An 18,084-nucleotide genomic window follows, 5' to 3' on the forward strand; every position below is an offset into this window, starting at 1 on the left:
ACAGACCTAGCCTCCTTTCTTCTTAACAACGATTCCCCCTGTCCCAGGTGAATGCTCGATTTTGATCCCCCCTTTGCGAAATCCGATATAATCCAACTTGGAAGCGATTTCAATATTTTCATAAAGTCGATATCTAGAGCTCAAGTGAGACAAGTCGGTGCTGCAGACCAGTGGGTTCATATGTAAATGAAATACAAGAAAGAAGAAGCATGGTAGGAGTATTCAGAAACTACACGGGGAGGAAAGAAACGATGATACAAAATATCGATCATCGGAAGTAGGGCTCTTCGCTGTACAGACGGGTAAAAGCATAGTTGCTAGTTTCATAACCCTTGCGCCGTCAAGAGAATTTCAGCCATCATCGCATCGCCCACGCTTCAAATAGCAGAGTGAAATGTGAGAGCGATCGAACCCATTTCACTGGAAGTTGAGTGAATTTGGTACATGATTGGCATTTCACTCGTGGTATTCTAGCAGGCATGTCGGTTTTCCAATCCCAAAAATAATTGTTTTATGAGCAGTATCGACAACATTTCAGTTAAGTGGCGAGGAAGCGATTTTGAGCTTAATATTGCTATATTAAGACTCGATTCTGTGCGAATATCATTTTCGATACTCATTAAAGTCTTGAAGTTCTGAATATATTCTACAGTTGAGCTGACATGAATATAGCTCTCAATCCATATCTACATGAGATACGCACATTTTATAATTATGTAATGCTGTAACTACTGTATATCCTAACGATTGTATAAATAATAATCTGGTAATATCGTTCGTGTTTTTCAGCTTATTTTCCGTTATTATAGAACCCAATATGCGTCATTATTTTGAAGAGAATTAAGTTAAGATGGATGTTGTGTAATGAAATACCCAAATTCTACTTAGTCATTCCGCAGTCAGTGATAACAACATATGAGCAGACATGAGCATACCGTAAGATAAGGGAGACAATCTTGGAGGTGTTTTTGCGTTGGTAACTAGAATGAGCTACCTGTGGAAGTGAAATTGAAAGCAATTGAAATGAGATCAGCTGGTATTCCTGTGAAAGAAGTCATGAACGAGCTAAATATTAAAAATGTGACTCAATTAAAAGTCAGGATAAAGTGGTATCGGGAAGATGAACTCCATCGTCTGGAACAGCCAGTAGGTAAGCACTATAGCTACGGTAAAGAGCCGGAATACACATCAGAACTTGAAAAAGTGAAAGCAGGGAATCGTTTCCTTAAGCAGCAACTAGATGTTCTAAAAAAAGTATAAGGAGTTGGAAAGGAGGTGTCAGCTGAAGTTAGTTAGTCATTGCTTGGGTAGAGTCCATTCGAGGAGAAATAAATAGTATTGTATTACACAGGCCTGTACATGGTTAGGAATTCCTCGAGCTAATTATTACCGTTGGAAATCGTCTTGCAGAGCTAAGCGTGTAAATTATGTCGTTGAGAAAATTCGAGAGCTCTGTACGGAACATAAATTCCGTTATGGGTACCGAAAGATCACGTCACTGCTTCAAACCTGACGGCAATTGTAGAGCAGACCGTTCGAGATTACATTACTTACTATAACTCATTCGCATTCAAACGAAACTAAATAACCAGTCGGCAGTTAATTTCCGACGACTGGCTGCTTAAACTTGTAGATATTTTGATCCCTTTCTCACAAACAGGGAGGGGGGTGGTCTCATTGTTATAAGTTCAGCTTTTTAGCAATCTTATCTACAGAACTCTTTAATAGACTTTACTGAATAAGATACGCCAACCAAAATATTAAGGCAGAGTTCTTTCAGTTAAAGAGTCAACAACAACTTGAATTGCATTATATTCTTCCAGTTGCATCTGACGATAAAGCTCAATTAGTCTTTTTATTATATCATTATCGTTAGTCAGTTTATACTTTATAACCATACTTTTTCCTGTTCGGGCCATTTTTTCTATTGATACGAAATTTTTGATATAATCAAATTCATCGGAGAGATATTTGTGTTTAATCATATATTTTACTCTTGAAGACATACATTTTTTATGTTCCAACATAATATGAATTGGCCTAATATCATAGGATGTTCTCCCCGTCATCCACCCTTCCAAAAATATCAAAAGTTGCTCATAAATAGCCATTCCATAAACCCTTTTTCTTGGATTTATAAACATACTTATCCTTTCATCAAGATTTTTTGATTCCAAATACTCTCTCAATGATTCTCTTACAAAACGAACTTCAAAACGAAAATTCGCATTATCATTATATGTCCACAAATTGTATAGGCCTAGCTTACCTTCAATATCTTTGTAACTCATCAGAGATTTTTCAAAATCGTTGAATGTAACAGGCAATTCGGTGAATTTACCTTCTTTATCAAATCCAAGACCGTAAATTGTTTGCTTACGCATACTATATCCATATACCATGAATTGATGTTTGAATTCATATTCACCATGTGCATAAGTATTAGGGATATAAAACTCATCCACATTTAACTCAACATATTGTCGATTATCAATACAATCAGTAATAAACTTTATTGGCCCACCTTTATACCCTTCAACAATTTTCCCATCTATTCCAGCAGCATTAATCCATGGACTGTTTATTGGGCCATCATACCCTTTATATGCATAGTTGTAGAAATTTAATGTGGATTGTTGGATCTTAGCATCGAGTAAATTACTTTCATAATATAGATGAATAAAGTTAGTATAAAACCAAGGTAAATAATGATTAGACTGTGCCATGATGGAGAGTGGATAAGCTTGACCTAAATAGCCGAGAACTGGTGGAATCGCAATACGAAGTCGTTTTGTACCCATAATACATCCCCTAGATAATTTGTATCAATACATGCCTTTCGAATAATCAATTTTGTAAAAAAACAGTACAGCATCAGAGCTAATACAGTGTTTCAGATAACAATGTGATTCCGGAATGCATAAGTTTCCTTTTCCTACACACAGTTTTAAATCTGATACTGTATTAGCACTTTAACTGAACTCCAAGCAGACTTTCCAAATTTTCATGAAAGCAAGTTGTACCATATAATAACTTAATCCAATGCTTACAGCACTTGTCTCAGCGAAACTACAAAATGGAACTTTTTATGATTTGCAATGGCCTCAGCGTATCCCCGTAAGTATCACTTGTCATGCTAATGACTATTTTTCGGGACGGAACGACACAAATATACTGCCCTCCCATGCCCATTGCAAAATAAAACCCTCCGGCACCAGAGGTTTGAGAAACCCACCAATGCCTCCCGTAATGACCCAAATCGGGGTAGGACAGATTTTCTGGCTGCGTCGTTTGTGCAATCCATTTTTCGCTTATCAATTGCTTTTTTCCCCATCTTCCCATGTTCAAATATAAGCTCCCAAATTTATGCATGTCCTGAACGGTAAGATAAAGTCCGAAGCCGCCGATATTCACGCCCTGCGGATCCTCATGCCAAATGAAATCTTCAAAGCCCAGATTAGAAAATAAATGGCGGACAGCAAATTCACGTGCTTTTTGATTCGTCGCTTTTTGCAAAATGGCCAAAAGTAGCTGGCTGCAACCCGAGTTATAGTTCATCACTAGACCGGGTTCGGTGAGTAAGGGCCTCTCCAGCACATACTTCACCCAGTTCGAGCTATGGATCATTTGAGGCCAGCCTCCCCAATCCTCCATCTCGGGCCAATCGAATCCGGCAGTCATAGTCAACAAGTGGTCGATCGTGATAAACTGCTTTCTCGGATCTTGATCTTTCAGCAGCGATGGAAAATAGGTTGCAATCGGAGCAGTCAAGTCGGGAATGAAGCCTTTTTCATGTGCAATCCCGATCAGGCATGAGGTCACGCTTTTTGTACATGAATTGACTTTATGAAGTTTGTTAACCGATTTTTTGTTCTTAAAAAATTGATATATGGGCTCGCTACCTACGCTGATCAAACAGCTGTGAATTTTCTCTTTCTTTAGTATTTCAGACAAATGATTGGTTTCCATTTTCGTTTGATTGTTCGATGAAAGTCCCACTCAGCCCACCTCTTTGTCTTATCGAGTTGCATTATTCCCTGTGCTTGGACAATATACACTTCATCAATTCTGTTAGCTGTTCGGCGTAGTCATTGATGAAGAAATGCCCACCAGAAAATACTTCAATTTGGCTAGAACGTGAAGTGTAATGACGCCAGGCTTCGATAGCTTGTAACGGAATCTTTTCTTTATCACCATGAACAGCATGAATTCGGTATCAAGATGCTCGTATGCGGGACGGGGATTAAACGTCTCAAAATTCCTAAAATACGAACGAATATAGGTTCGTAGTAATTGAATAAATTGAGATGATTCAGGATTCTGGAGGAATTCCGCCCAGTGCTGTATTATATATAAGCATGTCTCGCAATAATCATTTCGTGCATCTGCGTCGTGCCCTCGATAATTTCCATAATCTTCGCATCGCGGAAATAGCGTTGCGCATTGCTATCTGTGCTGCAGCCGAATGCGCCTTGTATCTGAACCGCATCGCTTGTGATCTTTCTAAGAATCGACGTGGCAAAATACTTTGCCTTCCAGCTTGCCATCATAAAGTCGGGATCGGCGAGATCGGCCAAATATGCAGCTTGATGACAAAGCAGTCGTGCCGCCTCGACATTGACGATCATCTCGGTTATCATTTTTTGAATCAATTGATGTTCACGGAGAACGACGCCGAACTGTTTACGATTTGACGTATATTCGAGACTATCTTCTAAACAGCCCTGTCCAATTCCAACCGCACCGAATGCGATTGAGAATCGGCCGTAATCCAGGCAGTGAGTTCCGACGAAGGATAGTCCCATACCGATTCTCCCTAGCAAGTTCTCCGCTGGTACCTCGCAATTGTCAAGGTGAAGTTCTGCAAGCATGGAAGCCTTTGTTCCCAAAATGCCGTCAATCGCATTGGCCGTAAATCCCTTGCTGTCACGTTCTACCAGGAAAGCGGTTGGTTGTCCCTCACAGCGTGCAAAGATTAAAAAGAGATTGGCGATTTGACCATAGGTGATCCACTTTTTTCTACCGTTTAGTACATATCGCCCGTTCACCAACTCAGCAGTAGTCTCGATGCTTTTTGCATCAGTACCAATGTTTGGTTCGCTGAGCCCGAATGCGCCAATCCGGGTTCCTGAGGCCAGTTCAGGCAGCCATTGCTGCTTCTGAAGTTCATTGCCCCACTTACGAATCGCCAATGTTACCATACCGTGGACCGTCAACAGGCTGCGTATGGAGGAGCAGGCGCGCCCGGTTTGCTCGTGCATAAGGCCGAGGCTTATGTAATCAAGTTGACACCCTCCATAGGATCTCGGAATAACTGCCCCGAGGTAACCCTGCTCTGCTACTTTCCGGATCAAATCTGCTTGCGTGTGCTCCTCCCTGTCCATCCGGTTCGCCAACGGCAATACCTCACGGTCGACGAACGCTCTGCAATCTTCCTGAAACTGCTCCTGCTCTGCACTTAACCTAAGCCTCATATTAGTTTCACCTTTCAAAGATAGAATTGACCAAACTGGAAAATCAGTAGTCGTAGAAGCCGCGTCCGCTTTTTCGACCGTGAAGGCCGGCGTCGACCATTTTGCGTAGCAGCGGGCAGACGCGGTACTTCGAATCCTGATAGCTTTCATAGAGCACATCGAGAGAATGGACGACCGTATCGAGTCCGATAAGATCAGCCGTTTCTAACGGTCCCATCGCATGGTTAAAACACTTCTTAAAAATGTCGTCGACATCCTTTGGTTGAGCCACCTGATCCTGTACGACAAATGCCGCTTCATTCATGAGCAGGTGTGAAATACGGTTGGAAACGAACCCCGGAAGATCGTTTACGAGAATCATGTCCTTGCCGAAGCGGGCAAGGAAATCTTTAGCGGTTTCAATAGTCTTGTCGGAGGTATGAAAACCTCGAATCGCTTCGACTGTCGGCTTCATCATGACCGGATTCATGAAATGCATGCCAATCACCCGATCTGGACGTTTCGTCCCAGCCGCCAATTTGGTTATCGAAATACAGGAAGTGTTAACGGCAAAAACACAGTGCTCAGGGCAAATCCGATCGATAATCTCATATACCGCCTGCTTCACTTCATATTTTTCGGTCACGTTCTCCACAAGGAAATCTACGTCATATAACAAGTGGTGATCCGTGGTCAAGGTGATTCTGGTAAGTACAGCGTCCACGCTTTCCAACGAATGACCCTTATTAAAGAATGCGGAAAATCGTATACTTTTGCGAATTTCTTCTTTTGCACGGGCGAGAATGTCATCCGAAATATCGACAAGAACGACTTCCAAACCTGCTTGGGCCAAAGACTGAGAAAGACCGATCCCCATCGTCCCTGCACCGACGACTCCGATTTTTTGCATCACTGAACACCGCCATTATTCATCATTTAATTGTCCTAACAACTCGGCAAGCATTGGATTATATTCTCACACGATTGCCGATGGGGCCTATTGTTGCGTTCAAAATATAATTCGCTAACAGACGAGCAATCCATATAGCCGATTACCACTTATCAATGTAAGATACGGACAAAGAGGAGCTTTCAATGGCAGCAATGCCTTGCTTTGCATTGGAAACGCTCCGTACGATCCAGACCATATTTGTTCGCTCGCCTGGTCATCTGTCACACAGGCCAGGATGATGTCAGCGTCTGCTGCCGCTTCCGCAGGGGAGCGACAAATACGGTCTTATCCCTAGCAAGACCATCTAAGCGTTCTTCCGTGCGGTTGACCCGCCCTTCTTAAAACGACCTTGTTATTTGCGGATCGCACCATTGTGATTTTCTGCAAAGAGCTTAAGGAAACCGATGTATTGTGAAAAAATGGATCGCATTTTTTCCTTCTCCAATCGACGATGATCAAAGTGAAAGAAGAGTTCTCCTCCCCCTTGTTGTGCTCTCCATTCCAATCCAAAATCAAAAAAGTCCGTCAAATTCAACGTTCCGTCCTCTTCGGATGCTTCTACGAACACAGGATAAACCGTTTCCGAGCTTGCTTGCTGTCTCGCTTTGCTCATATGTGAGAAGCTGTAAAGTTCGTCCCGCTTCCCCTTTCCATCGGCCACCCTATGGAAAAGATCCGAAAACTCTGCAATCGAGTTGAACGCGATTACAACCTGTAAGATGCCGCTTGACTCAATGAGTTGCAACGGCATGCGGTCTGTTTGCAATATTTCGGAAAGTACGTACGCGAACAACCCCTGCATTAGATCCGAAACCGAAATCTGCTCCTGTCGGGAAATCCTCGCTAATCGATTATGTAAATCGCTTGAGAGAGTGTAACGATATTGGGTCCCCTCTTCTAGCGAAGGATCTCCGGCATAATATTCGGAAGGCAGCACCAGTCCTTCAATGTTTACCGACGACAGCTCCGAGTGATTTAGCCGACTGATTTGTTCCTTCAGCTTGGAGATGGTGGAATAAGCAAATAAATCGGCAATCGTTATTTTCCCTGGGTAACGATTGTCGAGCCGATTGTGAACCTGAATCAATAAAATGGAATTTCCTCCGACATCGAAGAAATGATCGTGTATGCCAAAATGGTCAGCGCCCAATACTTGTTTCCAAATCGCAAACAATTCCTGTTCCAATTCATCCGTTGGTTCAATAGATTCCTCCTTAGAGGTACCAAGCGCATTTTTTTCTGCCAATAACACTTGACGATCGATTTTTCCGTTCGTCGTTAACGGGATGTGATCGACTTGAAAGAACAATGAAGGTATCATATAGGATGGCAGCTTGTCCTCCATATAGATCCTAACTTCCTCCAATTGAAGAGGCCGATTTGCCTTGATGTATGCACAAAGAACGGCTGTTTCTCCTGCTCCCTCTTTCGGCAGCACGACAACCCCTTGAATCGAGTTATGCTTTAGCAGACATAACTCAATTTCGTCAAGCTCAATCCGATAACCACGAATTTTCACCTGATGATCCGCACGTCCCAAGTACTCTAATTCCCAATTGTGCCTCCACCTGCCCATATCCCCCGTCCTGTAAAGAACATCGCCGGGGACATAAGGATTCGGGAGAAATCGTTCAGCCGTCAATTCAGGCCGATTTAGATAACCACGTCCAACGCCTTCCCCTCCTACATACATTTCACCAACAACGCCTTGTGGCAGCAGGTTCAAATTCCGATCCAGAATATAGAGTGCGAGTGTAGGAATCGGACGCCCAATATTGCTGAGATTGCGATCAATATCAGCTTCCGTTAGCTCGTTAAAGGTTACGTGTACCGTCGTTTCCGTAATGCCGTACATATTTATCAGCCGGACTTGCGGATGTCTTGCCTTCCAGTTCTTTAACTGGTAAGGTGCAAGCGCTTCGCCGCCGAAAATGACCATTCTAAGGCGAAGATCGAACTGCGGCAGTTTTTCCTCTGCTTGTATAAGGTGATAGAACATCGTAGGAGTTTGGTTCAGGATCGTCACCTGCTCCGTTTGCAGCAATTTCAAGTACTGCTGCGGATCGCGAACAGTTTGCTCCGGCACGATGACGAGCTTACCGCCGTACAGAAGTGCTCCGTACATCTCCCATACCGAAAAGTCGAAACAGTAGGAGTGGCCCATCGTCCACACATCGTCCGATCCAAAATCAAACAAACAGCCTTCGTGGAAAAACAATCGAACGACGTTGCGATGTTCAATCATCACCCCTTTGGGTATGCCGGTCGTGCCGGAGGTGTAAATAATATAGGCAAGATGGTGGGCTTCTGCCACCGACGGCAAATCGAAACCCGGTGCATGAGCGATTTCCGAATTATCGATTTCGACAACAGATCCTCCGAAATCCGTTACTATCTGCCTGTTTTGCGATTCGAGCAGCAGCAAGCACGCCTCGCTATCTTGCAGCATGTAGCGTATGCGTTTTTCCGGGTAGCCCGGATCAATCGGCACATAAGCGCTTCCTGCTTTCAATGTTGCGAGGATAGCCACGATCATCTCAGCTGAGCGCTCTAACAGCAGCGCCACAAGTTTGTCCGGCCCTGCACCCTTGCTACGGAGCACATATGCAAGCTGGTTCGCTCGGATGTTGAGATCGCGGTAGGTCAAGCTCTGCTCCCCGCAGACAACGGCAACTTTGTCAGGCGTTGTTTGTGCCTGCCGTTCGAACAATTCAGATAAGGTTGCCCGTTCGGGATAAGACGCACGATTGTTGAATGAGAGCTGAATGCTGTGCTCCTGTGCGGTAACGATTTCCAAATCGGACAACCCGCGCGCTGGATTGTGCAGAACCTCTCGAACGAGCTGGCGTAAGTGCGCCTCAATTGTTTGCACTCCGATAGCCGAATATATCTCCGCATTGTAGGTCATCGTCACCTTCATTCGCTCGCCAGGAACAAAAATGACGTTCAAGTCGTAGTTGGTCTGTTCGCGAATCGTGAAGTCGTCCACGGTAAATCCCAAATCGTCGTTTGTGGAGTCGGCGCCGCGCAGTTCACGGTGCATCGGATAATTCTCAAAGGCGATGATATGCTGAAACAAATTTCCCTTGAGTGCAGTCTTCGCTTGCACGTTGTGCAACGGGAAATACTCGTACGGGTTTCCCTCGGTCGTTTGCATCTGCACCTTTCTGACCAGTCCGGAGAATGTTTCACCGTCCTCCTGGCGGATACGTACCGGAACTGTATTGATAAACAGTCCCACCATTCGGTCAACACCCGCCAAATCCGCCGGACGTCCCGATACGACAGCTCCGAATACGACATCCGTTGTATTATTGTATTTTTGAAGCAGCGCGCCCCAAAGCGTTTGCATGACGACGTATAGCGTCACTTGCGAGCTTTGTGCAAACAGCGTCAGCTCCCGCGTCGTGTAGGTATCGAATTCGAACGCATATTTCTGAAAGTCGTATCGGCCTGTATCCCGCTGTGTCTCCGCTTGAGGAAGCAGGGCTGGATGCTCATAGCCAGCAAGCAACCGCTCCCAATATCGCTCCGCCGCTTCCTTGTCCTGCTGTTCGATCCAGTTGATGAACGTTCCGTAAGGATATGCATGCGGGAGCTGAAGCTCCTTATCGTTTTTCAAGCTGCGGTAAATTTGCGTCAACTCGTTAAACAAGATGCCGAGACACCAACCGTCCATCAAAATATGATGGTAGGTTAACAGCAGCTTGCAGTAGTCAGTGTCCATACGAAGGATCGCACTACGGATCAACACATCCTTGGTCAAATCGAAGCCACGCGCCAGATCCGTGCCTTTGAACGCGGCCAGCCGCTCAAGCTTGTCCGGATACTCCAGATGACGAAAGTCTTCCGAATGGACGGATACTGCCCTTTCTTTTAAAACAATTTGCAGCGGTCGGCTCGCTTTCTTGTAGTTAAAAATGCTTCGCAAAATGTCGTGGCGGTTCACCAGAATCTGAAAACTGTTGTTAAACGTTTCGATGTCTATCGATCCTCGTATGTCGAACTCCGACTGCAACACATATTCGCCAATTTCCGGATTGACAAGCGAACGGAAAAGCATGCCTTCCTGCATAGAGCTAAGCGAATAAATATTTTGGATTTCCATTTTTTTTGACATGATTAATCTTTATCTCCTATTTCGGTGATGGACGCCGCGATTTCTTCGCTAAGCTCGTCCAACTCTTCAATCGTTAGACCTTTATACTGCAGGTCGTTTGGCGTGAGTTCCGTCTGTTCTCTTCCTAGGCAGTGATTCATAATCCGCAGCAGATGGCGATGATACGATTCCACCAGTCTGTCTATATCGGATTGTTCGAATTGTTCGCTGCTGTAGTCGAACGAGAGCGTGAACGTTTTTTGCCGCACGATGCCGTTAATTAGGAGGGCGTACCTGCGTTCCGAGGCTGGTGAGAGCATCGGCCCGGCCGACAATGAAGATAGCTCGAACAAATCCTCTGGCACGCTTTGGTCGAATTGCCCGAGATAGTTGAACATGATTTCAGGCTGCACGTCGAAGGAAATTTCGCACTTCTTCTCGGCAGGGGTCAAATACTTCAGTACGCCATAGCCGAGACCTTTGCCGGGAATACGCCGCAAGTTCTCCTTCACGCGCTTAATTTGGTCGGATAAGTTTTCGGATTTCGACATATCAAGCGCCACAGGAAACACGGAGGTGAACCAGCCTACCGTCCGCGTCACGTCAAGGTCGTCCACGAAAGGTTCGCGCCCGTGTCCTTCCAGATCGAACAGCAAATGCGGGGAGCCGGTCCATTCCTTCACCGCGTACCCCAACGCCGCAAGCAGAATATCATTGATTTCCGTATTGTAGGCGTGATGAATCTCTTGTAATAATTGCTGCGTCTCCTGCTGCGAAAGTGTAAGATGAGCCACACGGCTCGTGTTCATCGCAGACCGCTTCGTGAGCGCGTTTTTCCGCGGAAGCGGCTGGAACAAAAAGTCCCCCAACTGTTTCCAGTAATTTTTCTCCGCCATCAACGCTTCGCTTTTCGCAAACTCCGCAAGGCGCAACGCATAGGTTTGAAACGAATCCGTTTTGTTCGGAAAACGAATGTCCTCCCCGCGCAATATCTGCCGATACCCTTCGGTAAAATCTTCGATCAGTACCCGCCAGGATACGCCGTCGACCAGCAAATGGTGAATCACGAGCATCAGGTGGTCTCCGTCGTCCGTGTGAACCAATGCTGCCAGGAACAGAGGCCCTTCCGTCAGATTCAGCGTCGATTGCAGCCCCGCAAACTCCGCTTCCGCCTTTTCCACGAATCGATCTTCCCCGCGCAGATCCGTCACACGAAGCTCGATCAGCCCTGCGCTAGTAGGACGGTTAATCGCCTTGACCGAACCGTCACCGCTCTCTTGCCGGAAAACGATGCGCAGAGCATCGTGATGGAACACAATCTTTTCCAACACACACTGCACGGCTGACGGATCAAAGCAGTTCACAGCGCGGAGAACAACGGCATGGTTGTAATGATGCGCATCCATCAGATTTTGTTCCAGGAACCAATGCTGAATCGGCGTGAGCGGAACAAGCCCTTCCACCGGTTGGCTATGATCCCTCTTGCCGTTCGAGGTGTGCACTAGCTTGCTTAATTCTGCGATTGTCGGATGTTGGAATAGATGCTTCATATCCATCCTGTAATCGTATTTGTGCAATTGAGAGGAGATTTGCAACGCGCTGATCGAATCGCCTCCGAGCTTGAAAAAGTTGTCGTGTATGCCGATGTTCTCCAAACCCAAAACTTGGCGCCATATCCGGGCCATGACGATTTCGATCTCACTCGTCGGCTCCAAGAACCTGTCGGATTGGCCAGCGACGTGCTCAAGGCGTCGAAGCGCTTTGCGGTCCGCCTTTCCATTAGGCGTAAGCGGCATGCTCTCCAGGCCGATATATTGAGCAGGCAGCATATAATAAGGCAGAAAACTGCTCGCAAACGCTCTTAGATCTGCTTCGTTCCCGGCGTACTTCCATGTGACATACGCGACAAGGGTCTTCTCGCCGGACTCCTCCTCCTGCACCATAACGGCAGCTTCCCGGATGCTGTCGTGACGAAGCAGAACGGCTTCGATTTCGCCCGCTTCCATGCGGTAGCCGCGCACCTTCAACTGGTCGTCGCGCCGACCGAATATTTCAATGTTGCCGTCAGGCAAGTAACGGCCTATATCCCCCGTTCGGTACATTCGGCCTGTGCCGGTGAACGAGTTCGGCAGGAAGCGTTCGGCGGTCAATTCGGGCCGGTTTAGATATCCTTGCGTCACCCCTTCGCCACCAATGTACAATTCACCGGCAACTCCGACCGGAACGGGATTCCCGTGCGGATCCAACAAGTAGATCTGTGTATTGGCAATCGGCGTTCCAACGCACATGCGCGTGGGCTGTGGAGGTATCTCGTACGTCGCAGACCAGACTGTCGTTTCGGTAGGGCCGTACATATTAAGAATGCGGGCGGTCGTCAACCTTCCAAGCTTCTCGGCAAGATCCATAGGGAACGGTTCGCCACCGACCATAATCGTGCGGAGCGAGCGGAGAAACTCTTGCGACTGCGGATCCTTGATTAAGGAACGGAGACGGGAAGGCGTACACTGTAGCATAGTCACGTGTCGGTTGCCTGTTTTCTCCGGCACACCGGATGGCTTCTCAAATGATTGACGAAGCAAGGAAAGCTTTTCCAAACCTTCCATAACTAGATTGTGCCCGACACCGAAATCGATTAGGCAGGCAATTTCATCTACTCCCACGCGTGACAATCGCCCCACCATCTCCTTGCAACTTTCCAAGGTGCCGAGCAACGCAGCAGTCTGCCAATAGCGGTCAAAGCCGTAATCCAACAGCGTTTGCATGGCTTCTTCCGTCTGAAGCTCCGCCATGTTCATGTTGAGAGCATCCGCCAGATTGCGAATCAGACTCAGGCTGGAACGCAAATAATCGCAGAACGGCTCCTTGACAGTTTGCTTCACGGCTTCTAGATCTTCGCCAATGAAGGTGTGCAGCATCAGAACAACTTTGCCGTGATCGGCAGAAAAACCGTTTTCCGTTAATGTTTTCCGGTATAGAGCGATGTTCTCGGCCAGGCTATCCACATCCTGGCCAAGCAGATGAGTCAGTAAATGAGCACCGATCTGGCCGGCGCCGATTATCGTATCGCGGCTACCCGATGTTGTGATCCAAATCGGAATCTCGGGTTGAACTGGCTCCGGATAAACTCGGACCTCGATTTCACTGCCCAGCCCATTCGACACAGGCACGCTCTCCCCGCGCCACAGCCGTCTTACTTCCTCAATCTGTTGAAACATGACTTCGTGCCGTTGCTCATAATTCTTAGGATTCAACGCAAAGTCGTCCTGGTGCCAGCCAGCCGTAAACGAAACGCCAGCGCGGCCGCCAGAGAGATTGTCCACGACTGCCCATTCCTCCGCGATCCGAAGGGTGTTATGCAAAGGTGCAACGACACTTCCCGAGCGCAATTGCAACCGCTCGGTTACCATCGCCAATGCCGCCGACGTTACCGATGGATTCGGGTACAGGCCGCCGAAACTGTGAAAATGTCGCTCCGGTGTCCATACGGCGCTGAATCCGTTCTGATCCGCATACTTTACCATATCCAGCAGTAACTGATATTTATTTTCTTTATGCTTGTTATCGTAACTGGAAAAGAAAAAGAGGCTGAAATCCATACTTGTGTCCCGGTATTCATCCAAATAACGGTCAAAGTAATCAAACTCTCGCCCTTTCTTCCCATGCAGTACAATCGAAATTCCGCGCGTAAGGGTCCATAGCAATTCCAGAACGGATATGTCGAAGGAGATTGTCGTTACGGCAAGCATGACATCGTCATCCGCAGGTTTGACGCGCTGATCCATTCCTGCAAAAAAATGAATGACATTGCGGTGCGACACCATCACTCCCTTCGGTTGTCCGGTAGATCCCGAAGTATAGATGACATACGCGAGATCGCCTTCCGACTGAAGAGGCGGCAAATTGTCCCCTTCCCCGCGATAAAGCTCTTCCCGGTCGATTTCGATCACCGTTGCATCGCCGGGGATATATGACGCGAGTCCGATTTGGGTCAACAGCAACTGTGTCCCGCTATCCTCCAACATGTATGCGATGCGATCCGGCGGAAATTGAGGGTCGATCGGCAAGTATGCGCCGCCCGCTTTCAGGATGGCAAGCATCCCAATCACGAGCTCTTCCGCCGGGTTCGCCAGCAATCCGACAAGCTTGCCGGGCTTGACGCCTTCTAGTCGCAGTCGCTGGGCCAGTTGGTTGGCTTTGCGGTTCAGTTCCCCGAAAGTCAAGCTCTCCCGTCCCTCCACAGCGATGCTGTTGGGCGTCTTGGCGGCCTGCTCTTCAAAAGCCAGGTGAATCAACCGAGCCTCCCCGATCGGCAGTTCCGTACTATTGAAATCAACAATAATCCGGCGCTTTTCCTGCGAAGAAAGCAGTTGCAAATCCCTTACCCTACAGTCCGGTGACTCCAGCACGGTACCGATAACTTGGACGAGATGCCCTGCAACGCCTTCAATAAACATTTCCTCGTATACGGCCGCGTTATATCGAAAAACGATGCCAATTGCGGCACCCGGCTCGACGATAAGCTCGAAATCGTAGTTGGTCTGCTCATACATACTCGCGTCGCGTACTCGAAAGCCAAGGTCGGCGTTTGCGGATTCGGCGATTTCATGTACGGGATAATTTTGAAAGAGCAGAATATGCTGGATTAGCTGCTGCTTTAATTCGCTTAACCGCTGCGCTTCGTGCAAAGGAAAATGTTCGTGCTTTTTCATTGCAACGGATGACCGGTGAACAAGAAATAGCAGTTCCTCGAAGGATACAGTTTCGTCGCAGCGAATGCGCACAGGAACCGTATTAATGAACAAGCCGACTGTCTGCTCAATGCCCGGAAGGTCGGCCGGCCGCCCAGAAACAACTGCGCCAAACACAACATCGTCCGTTTGGTTGTATTTCTGAAGCAGGACTCCCCAGACCGTCTGCATCAGCACGTTAAGCGTAATGCCGTATTTTCGGGCCATGGTGTTCAATTGCTCCGTTTGGGTTGTTCCAAGCGATAATCGGTGCTCTTTCAGCACATAGCGTCCTTGCTGCGGCTGATGCTGCTGCGGGACGATTGCGGTCTGGTCGTAGCCCTTGAGGTATTCCTGCCAGAACGCTGACGCTTCCATCATATCCTGCCGATCAAGCCAACTCACGTACTTACTAAAGGGATAGGATTCGCCAAGATTGACGGCCTGTCCGTTTTTCAAAGCCTCGTAGGCGGAAAAAAGCTCTTGCGATATAATCCCGATGCACCATCCATCCATCAAAATGTGATGGTAGGAAATCCTGATCGTATACCGCTTGTGATCTGTTTGCACAACCGCAATTCGAATCAGATGATCTTTAGACAGATCAAAACGCCTTTCCAAATCTTCTTTTTTCAGTTGTTCCGCTTTAGCCGCTTTTTGAGTTTCCGGCATGCCGCTGAGATCAAAAAACTGCAATTCTTTTGGCCAGCTTTTAAAGACGATCTGCAGCGGACGCTTCACTTTTTCGTAGACGAATGTTGTACGCAGTATATCGTGCCGTTCAACCAATAGATCGAAGCTTCTTCGGAACAGATCGATGTCTAACGTCCCCTCGATCTTGAATTCGAATTGCTGAAAATAGGCGGTTGTCTCCGGATCCAGGAAGGAGTGAAACATAATTCCTTCCTGCATCGGAGATAGACGGTACATGTCCTTGATGTTTTCCTTCTTCATATTCATTCAGAGCCATCCCACCTTCAATTGTTGTCGCGTACGCACAACCGTTAAAATTTGTTCTCCAATGCCTGGAACACATCTGCCAAATCGTCCATATCCAGTCCTGTTGCGCTGAAGTCGCTCGGTGTAAAATCCGAATCACGCTTATCGACACAATGGGAGACAAGACGGCCGAGGTGCTGCTCGTAAGCACTTACGAATCGCTGAATGGTAGATTCGTCATACTCTTCGCGGTCGTAACGGAAAGTCAGGACAAGTTCTCCGTCTTTGACGATTCCGTTAATATCGATTGTAAATGGACATTCAACGTTCGGACTGACCGTATGGCCGGATGGAAGATCGGACACGGTTAGCAAGTCCGATGATTGCCTTTGGTCGAATTGACCCAAATAATTGAAGCAGATTTCCGGCTCGATTTCTGGCAAATCATCTAAGGTAAGGTAACGCAGCATGCCGTATCCGATTCCTTTATCCGGAATGCCACGTAGACACTCTTTCACCGCTTTAATCAAGCCGGACAGTTCGTCCGAATGACTCTGCGCAGGCAGCAACACCGGATACATCGAAGTAAACCATCCAACCGTTCGATTTATATTCACTTCTTGGAACAACTCCTCGCGACCGTGGCCTTCGAGCTGAATCCATACATGGTCTTCTCCTGTCCATTCATTGAACGCCAGGCCGAGCGCAGCCAGCAGCAAGTCGTTAGTGTCCGTATGATAAGCCCTATTCGCCGCTGTAAGTAGCAACTCCGTCACATCAGCCTGAAAGGTTAGCGTCACAGCTTGCATATGATGTCCGCGCCGCCCGGTTAATGGACGGTCGACAGGCAGCGGCACGACAGGGCTCTGCGTGAATCCTCTCCAATATTCCGAGCTTTTGCGCATCCTGTCTGGCATGTTCGCATACGCCCGGATCCGTTCCGCCCAAAGCACGTATGAGTCGGTCTTTTCCGGCAAACGAATCGTCTCGTTCCGGGATAATTGCATATATCCGGTTTGGAAGTCCTCCATCAAAATGCGCCAAGAATAGCCGTCCACCACCAGGTGATGGATGACAAATAGCAGATAATCTTTGCGAGCCGTTTGGAACAACACGACCTTGCACAAAGGGCCCTCGCTCAGTTCCATCGACGACTGGTACCTGTCGGCCTCTTCGTCCATCCGGGCCGCGAGTTCTTCTTGCGGAACGTCACGGAAATCGTGAATGCGAAATTCGAAACTCCGCTCTCCGGAAAGCCCGCGATTGAACGGAATCCATTCGCCTTCCTTCTGGGCGAATGTCATACGCAAAGCGTCGTGGTGCTCGACCAGCTTGGCGGCGGCTTCTCTAACCCACTCAGGATTCAGCTCGCTAGCGGCCTGCATCAAGAGCGATTGGTTGAAATGATGGATATCCGTCGCATGCCGGTCGAAAAACCAATGTTGAATCGGAGCCAAAACCGCCGCTCCTTCGACAGGCCCTTGATCGACAGCGCGGGTATGTTGTCCGATCAGCGGGGATAAGAACCGGATCGTTGGCTTTTCAAACAGGTCTTTAACCTGCATGGCAAGCCCGATCGTCATCAACTGGGCACTTGCTTGTATGGCCTTAATTGAGTCGCCTCCCATGTGGAAGAAGTGATCGTCGATACCAATGCGTTCAAATCCTAGCACCTCCTGCCAGACGGCTGCCAACTGCCGCTCAAGCTCATTGCGCGGAGCGACATACGCCTCGCGCTCTACATTCTCCTCCGGCGCCGGGAGCGCCTTGCGGTTCAGCTTCCCATTCGGCGTCAACGGCATTGCTTCCAGTGCCACCAAGTATGCCGGCACCATGTAGGAGGGCAGCCGCTCCGCCAAATACGCTCTTACTTCACCGGCTTCCAGGTCGCCGTCGGCCACATAATATGCGCAC

8 protein-coding genes are annotated in these 18,084 nt (G+C 47.6%); 1 reads left to right on the forward strand and 7 read right to left on the reverse strand.

What is annotated here, in order from left to right:
• Positions 1-996 precede the first annotated feature (996 nt).
• Positions 997-1,260, forward strand: a complete 264-nt coding sequence (locus PBN151_RS11015; protein WP_139295315.1) for a hypothetical protein — start codon at positions 997-999, stop codon at positions 1,258-1,260.
• Positions 1,261-1,760: 500 nt separating this feature from the next.
• Here PBN151_RS11015 and PBN151_RS11020 read toward each other — a convergent pair whose 3' ends face one another.
• From PBN151_RS11020 to PBN151_RS11050, 7 genes are all read right to left on the reverse strand, one after another.
• Entirely contained in the window at positions 1,761-2,801 is a 1,041-nt protein-coding gene (locus PBN151_RS11020; RefSeq protein WP_072728937.1) for a hypothetical protein, read from the reverse strand.
• 268 nt (positions 2,802-3,069) lie between these two features.
• Complete coding sequence (locus tag PBN151_RS11025; protein WP_072728993.1) at positions 3,070-3,969, reverse strand: serine hydrolase domain-containing protein; 900 nt, start codon at positions 3,967-3,969, stop codon at positions 3,070-3,072.
• Between the two features lie 377 nt (positions 3,970-4,346).
• On the reverse strand, positions 4,347-5,474 hold the full coding sequence (locus PBN151_RS11030; RefSeq protein WP_072728938.1) for an acyl-CoA dehydrogenase family protein: 1,128 nt from the start codon (positions 5,472-5,474) through the stop codon (positions 4,347-4,349).
• A 43-nt stretch (positions 5,475-5,517) separates the two neighbouring features.
• Entirely contained in the window at positions 5,518-6,366 is an 849-nt protein-coding gene (locus tag PBN151_RS11035; protein WP_227774564.1) for a 3-hydroxyacyl-CoA dehydrogenase family protein, read from the reverse strand.
• Between the two features lie 391 nt (positions 6,367-6,757).
• A complete protein-coding gene (locus PBN151_RS11040) occupies positions 6,758-10,525 on the reverse strand; it encodes a non-ribosomal peptide synthetase (RefSeq protein ID WP_072728940.1) in 3,768 nt (1,255 codons plus the stop codon).
• A 2-nt stretch (positions 10,526-10,527) separates the two neighbouring features.
• Entirely contained in the window at positions 10,528-16,191 is a 5,664-nt protein-coding gene (locus tag PBN151_RS11045) for a MupA/Atu3671 family FMN-dependent luciferase-like monooxygenase (RefSeq protein WP_072728941.1), read from the reverse strand.
• A gap of 44 nt (positions 16,192-16,235) precedes the next feature.
• The coding region (locus tag PBN151_RS11050; RefSeq protein WP_227774566.1) for a condensation domain-containing protein at positions 16,236-18,084 on the reverse strand (1,849 nt) is incomplete at its 5' end.

Origin of the sequence: Paenibacillus sp. NAIST15-1 (genome assembly GCF_001894745.1) — a bacterium.
GTDB classification, from domain to species: Bacteria; Bacillota; Bacilli; order Paenibacillales; family Paenibacillaceae; genus Paenibacillus_B; species Paenibacillus_B suaedae.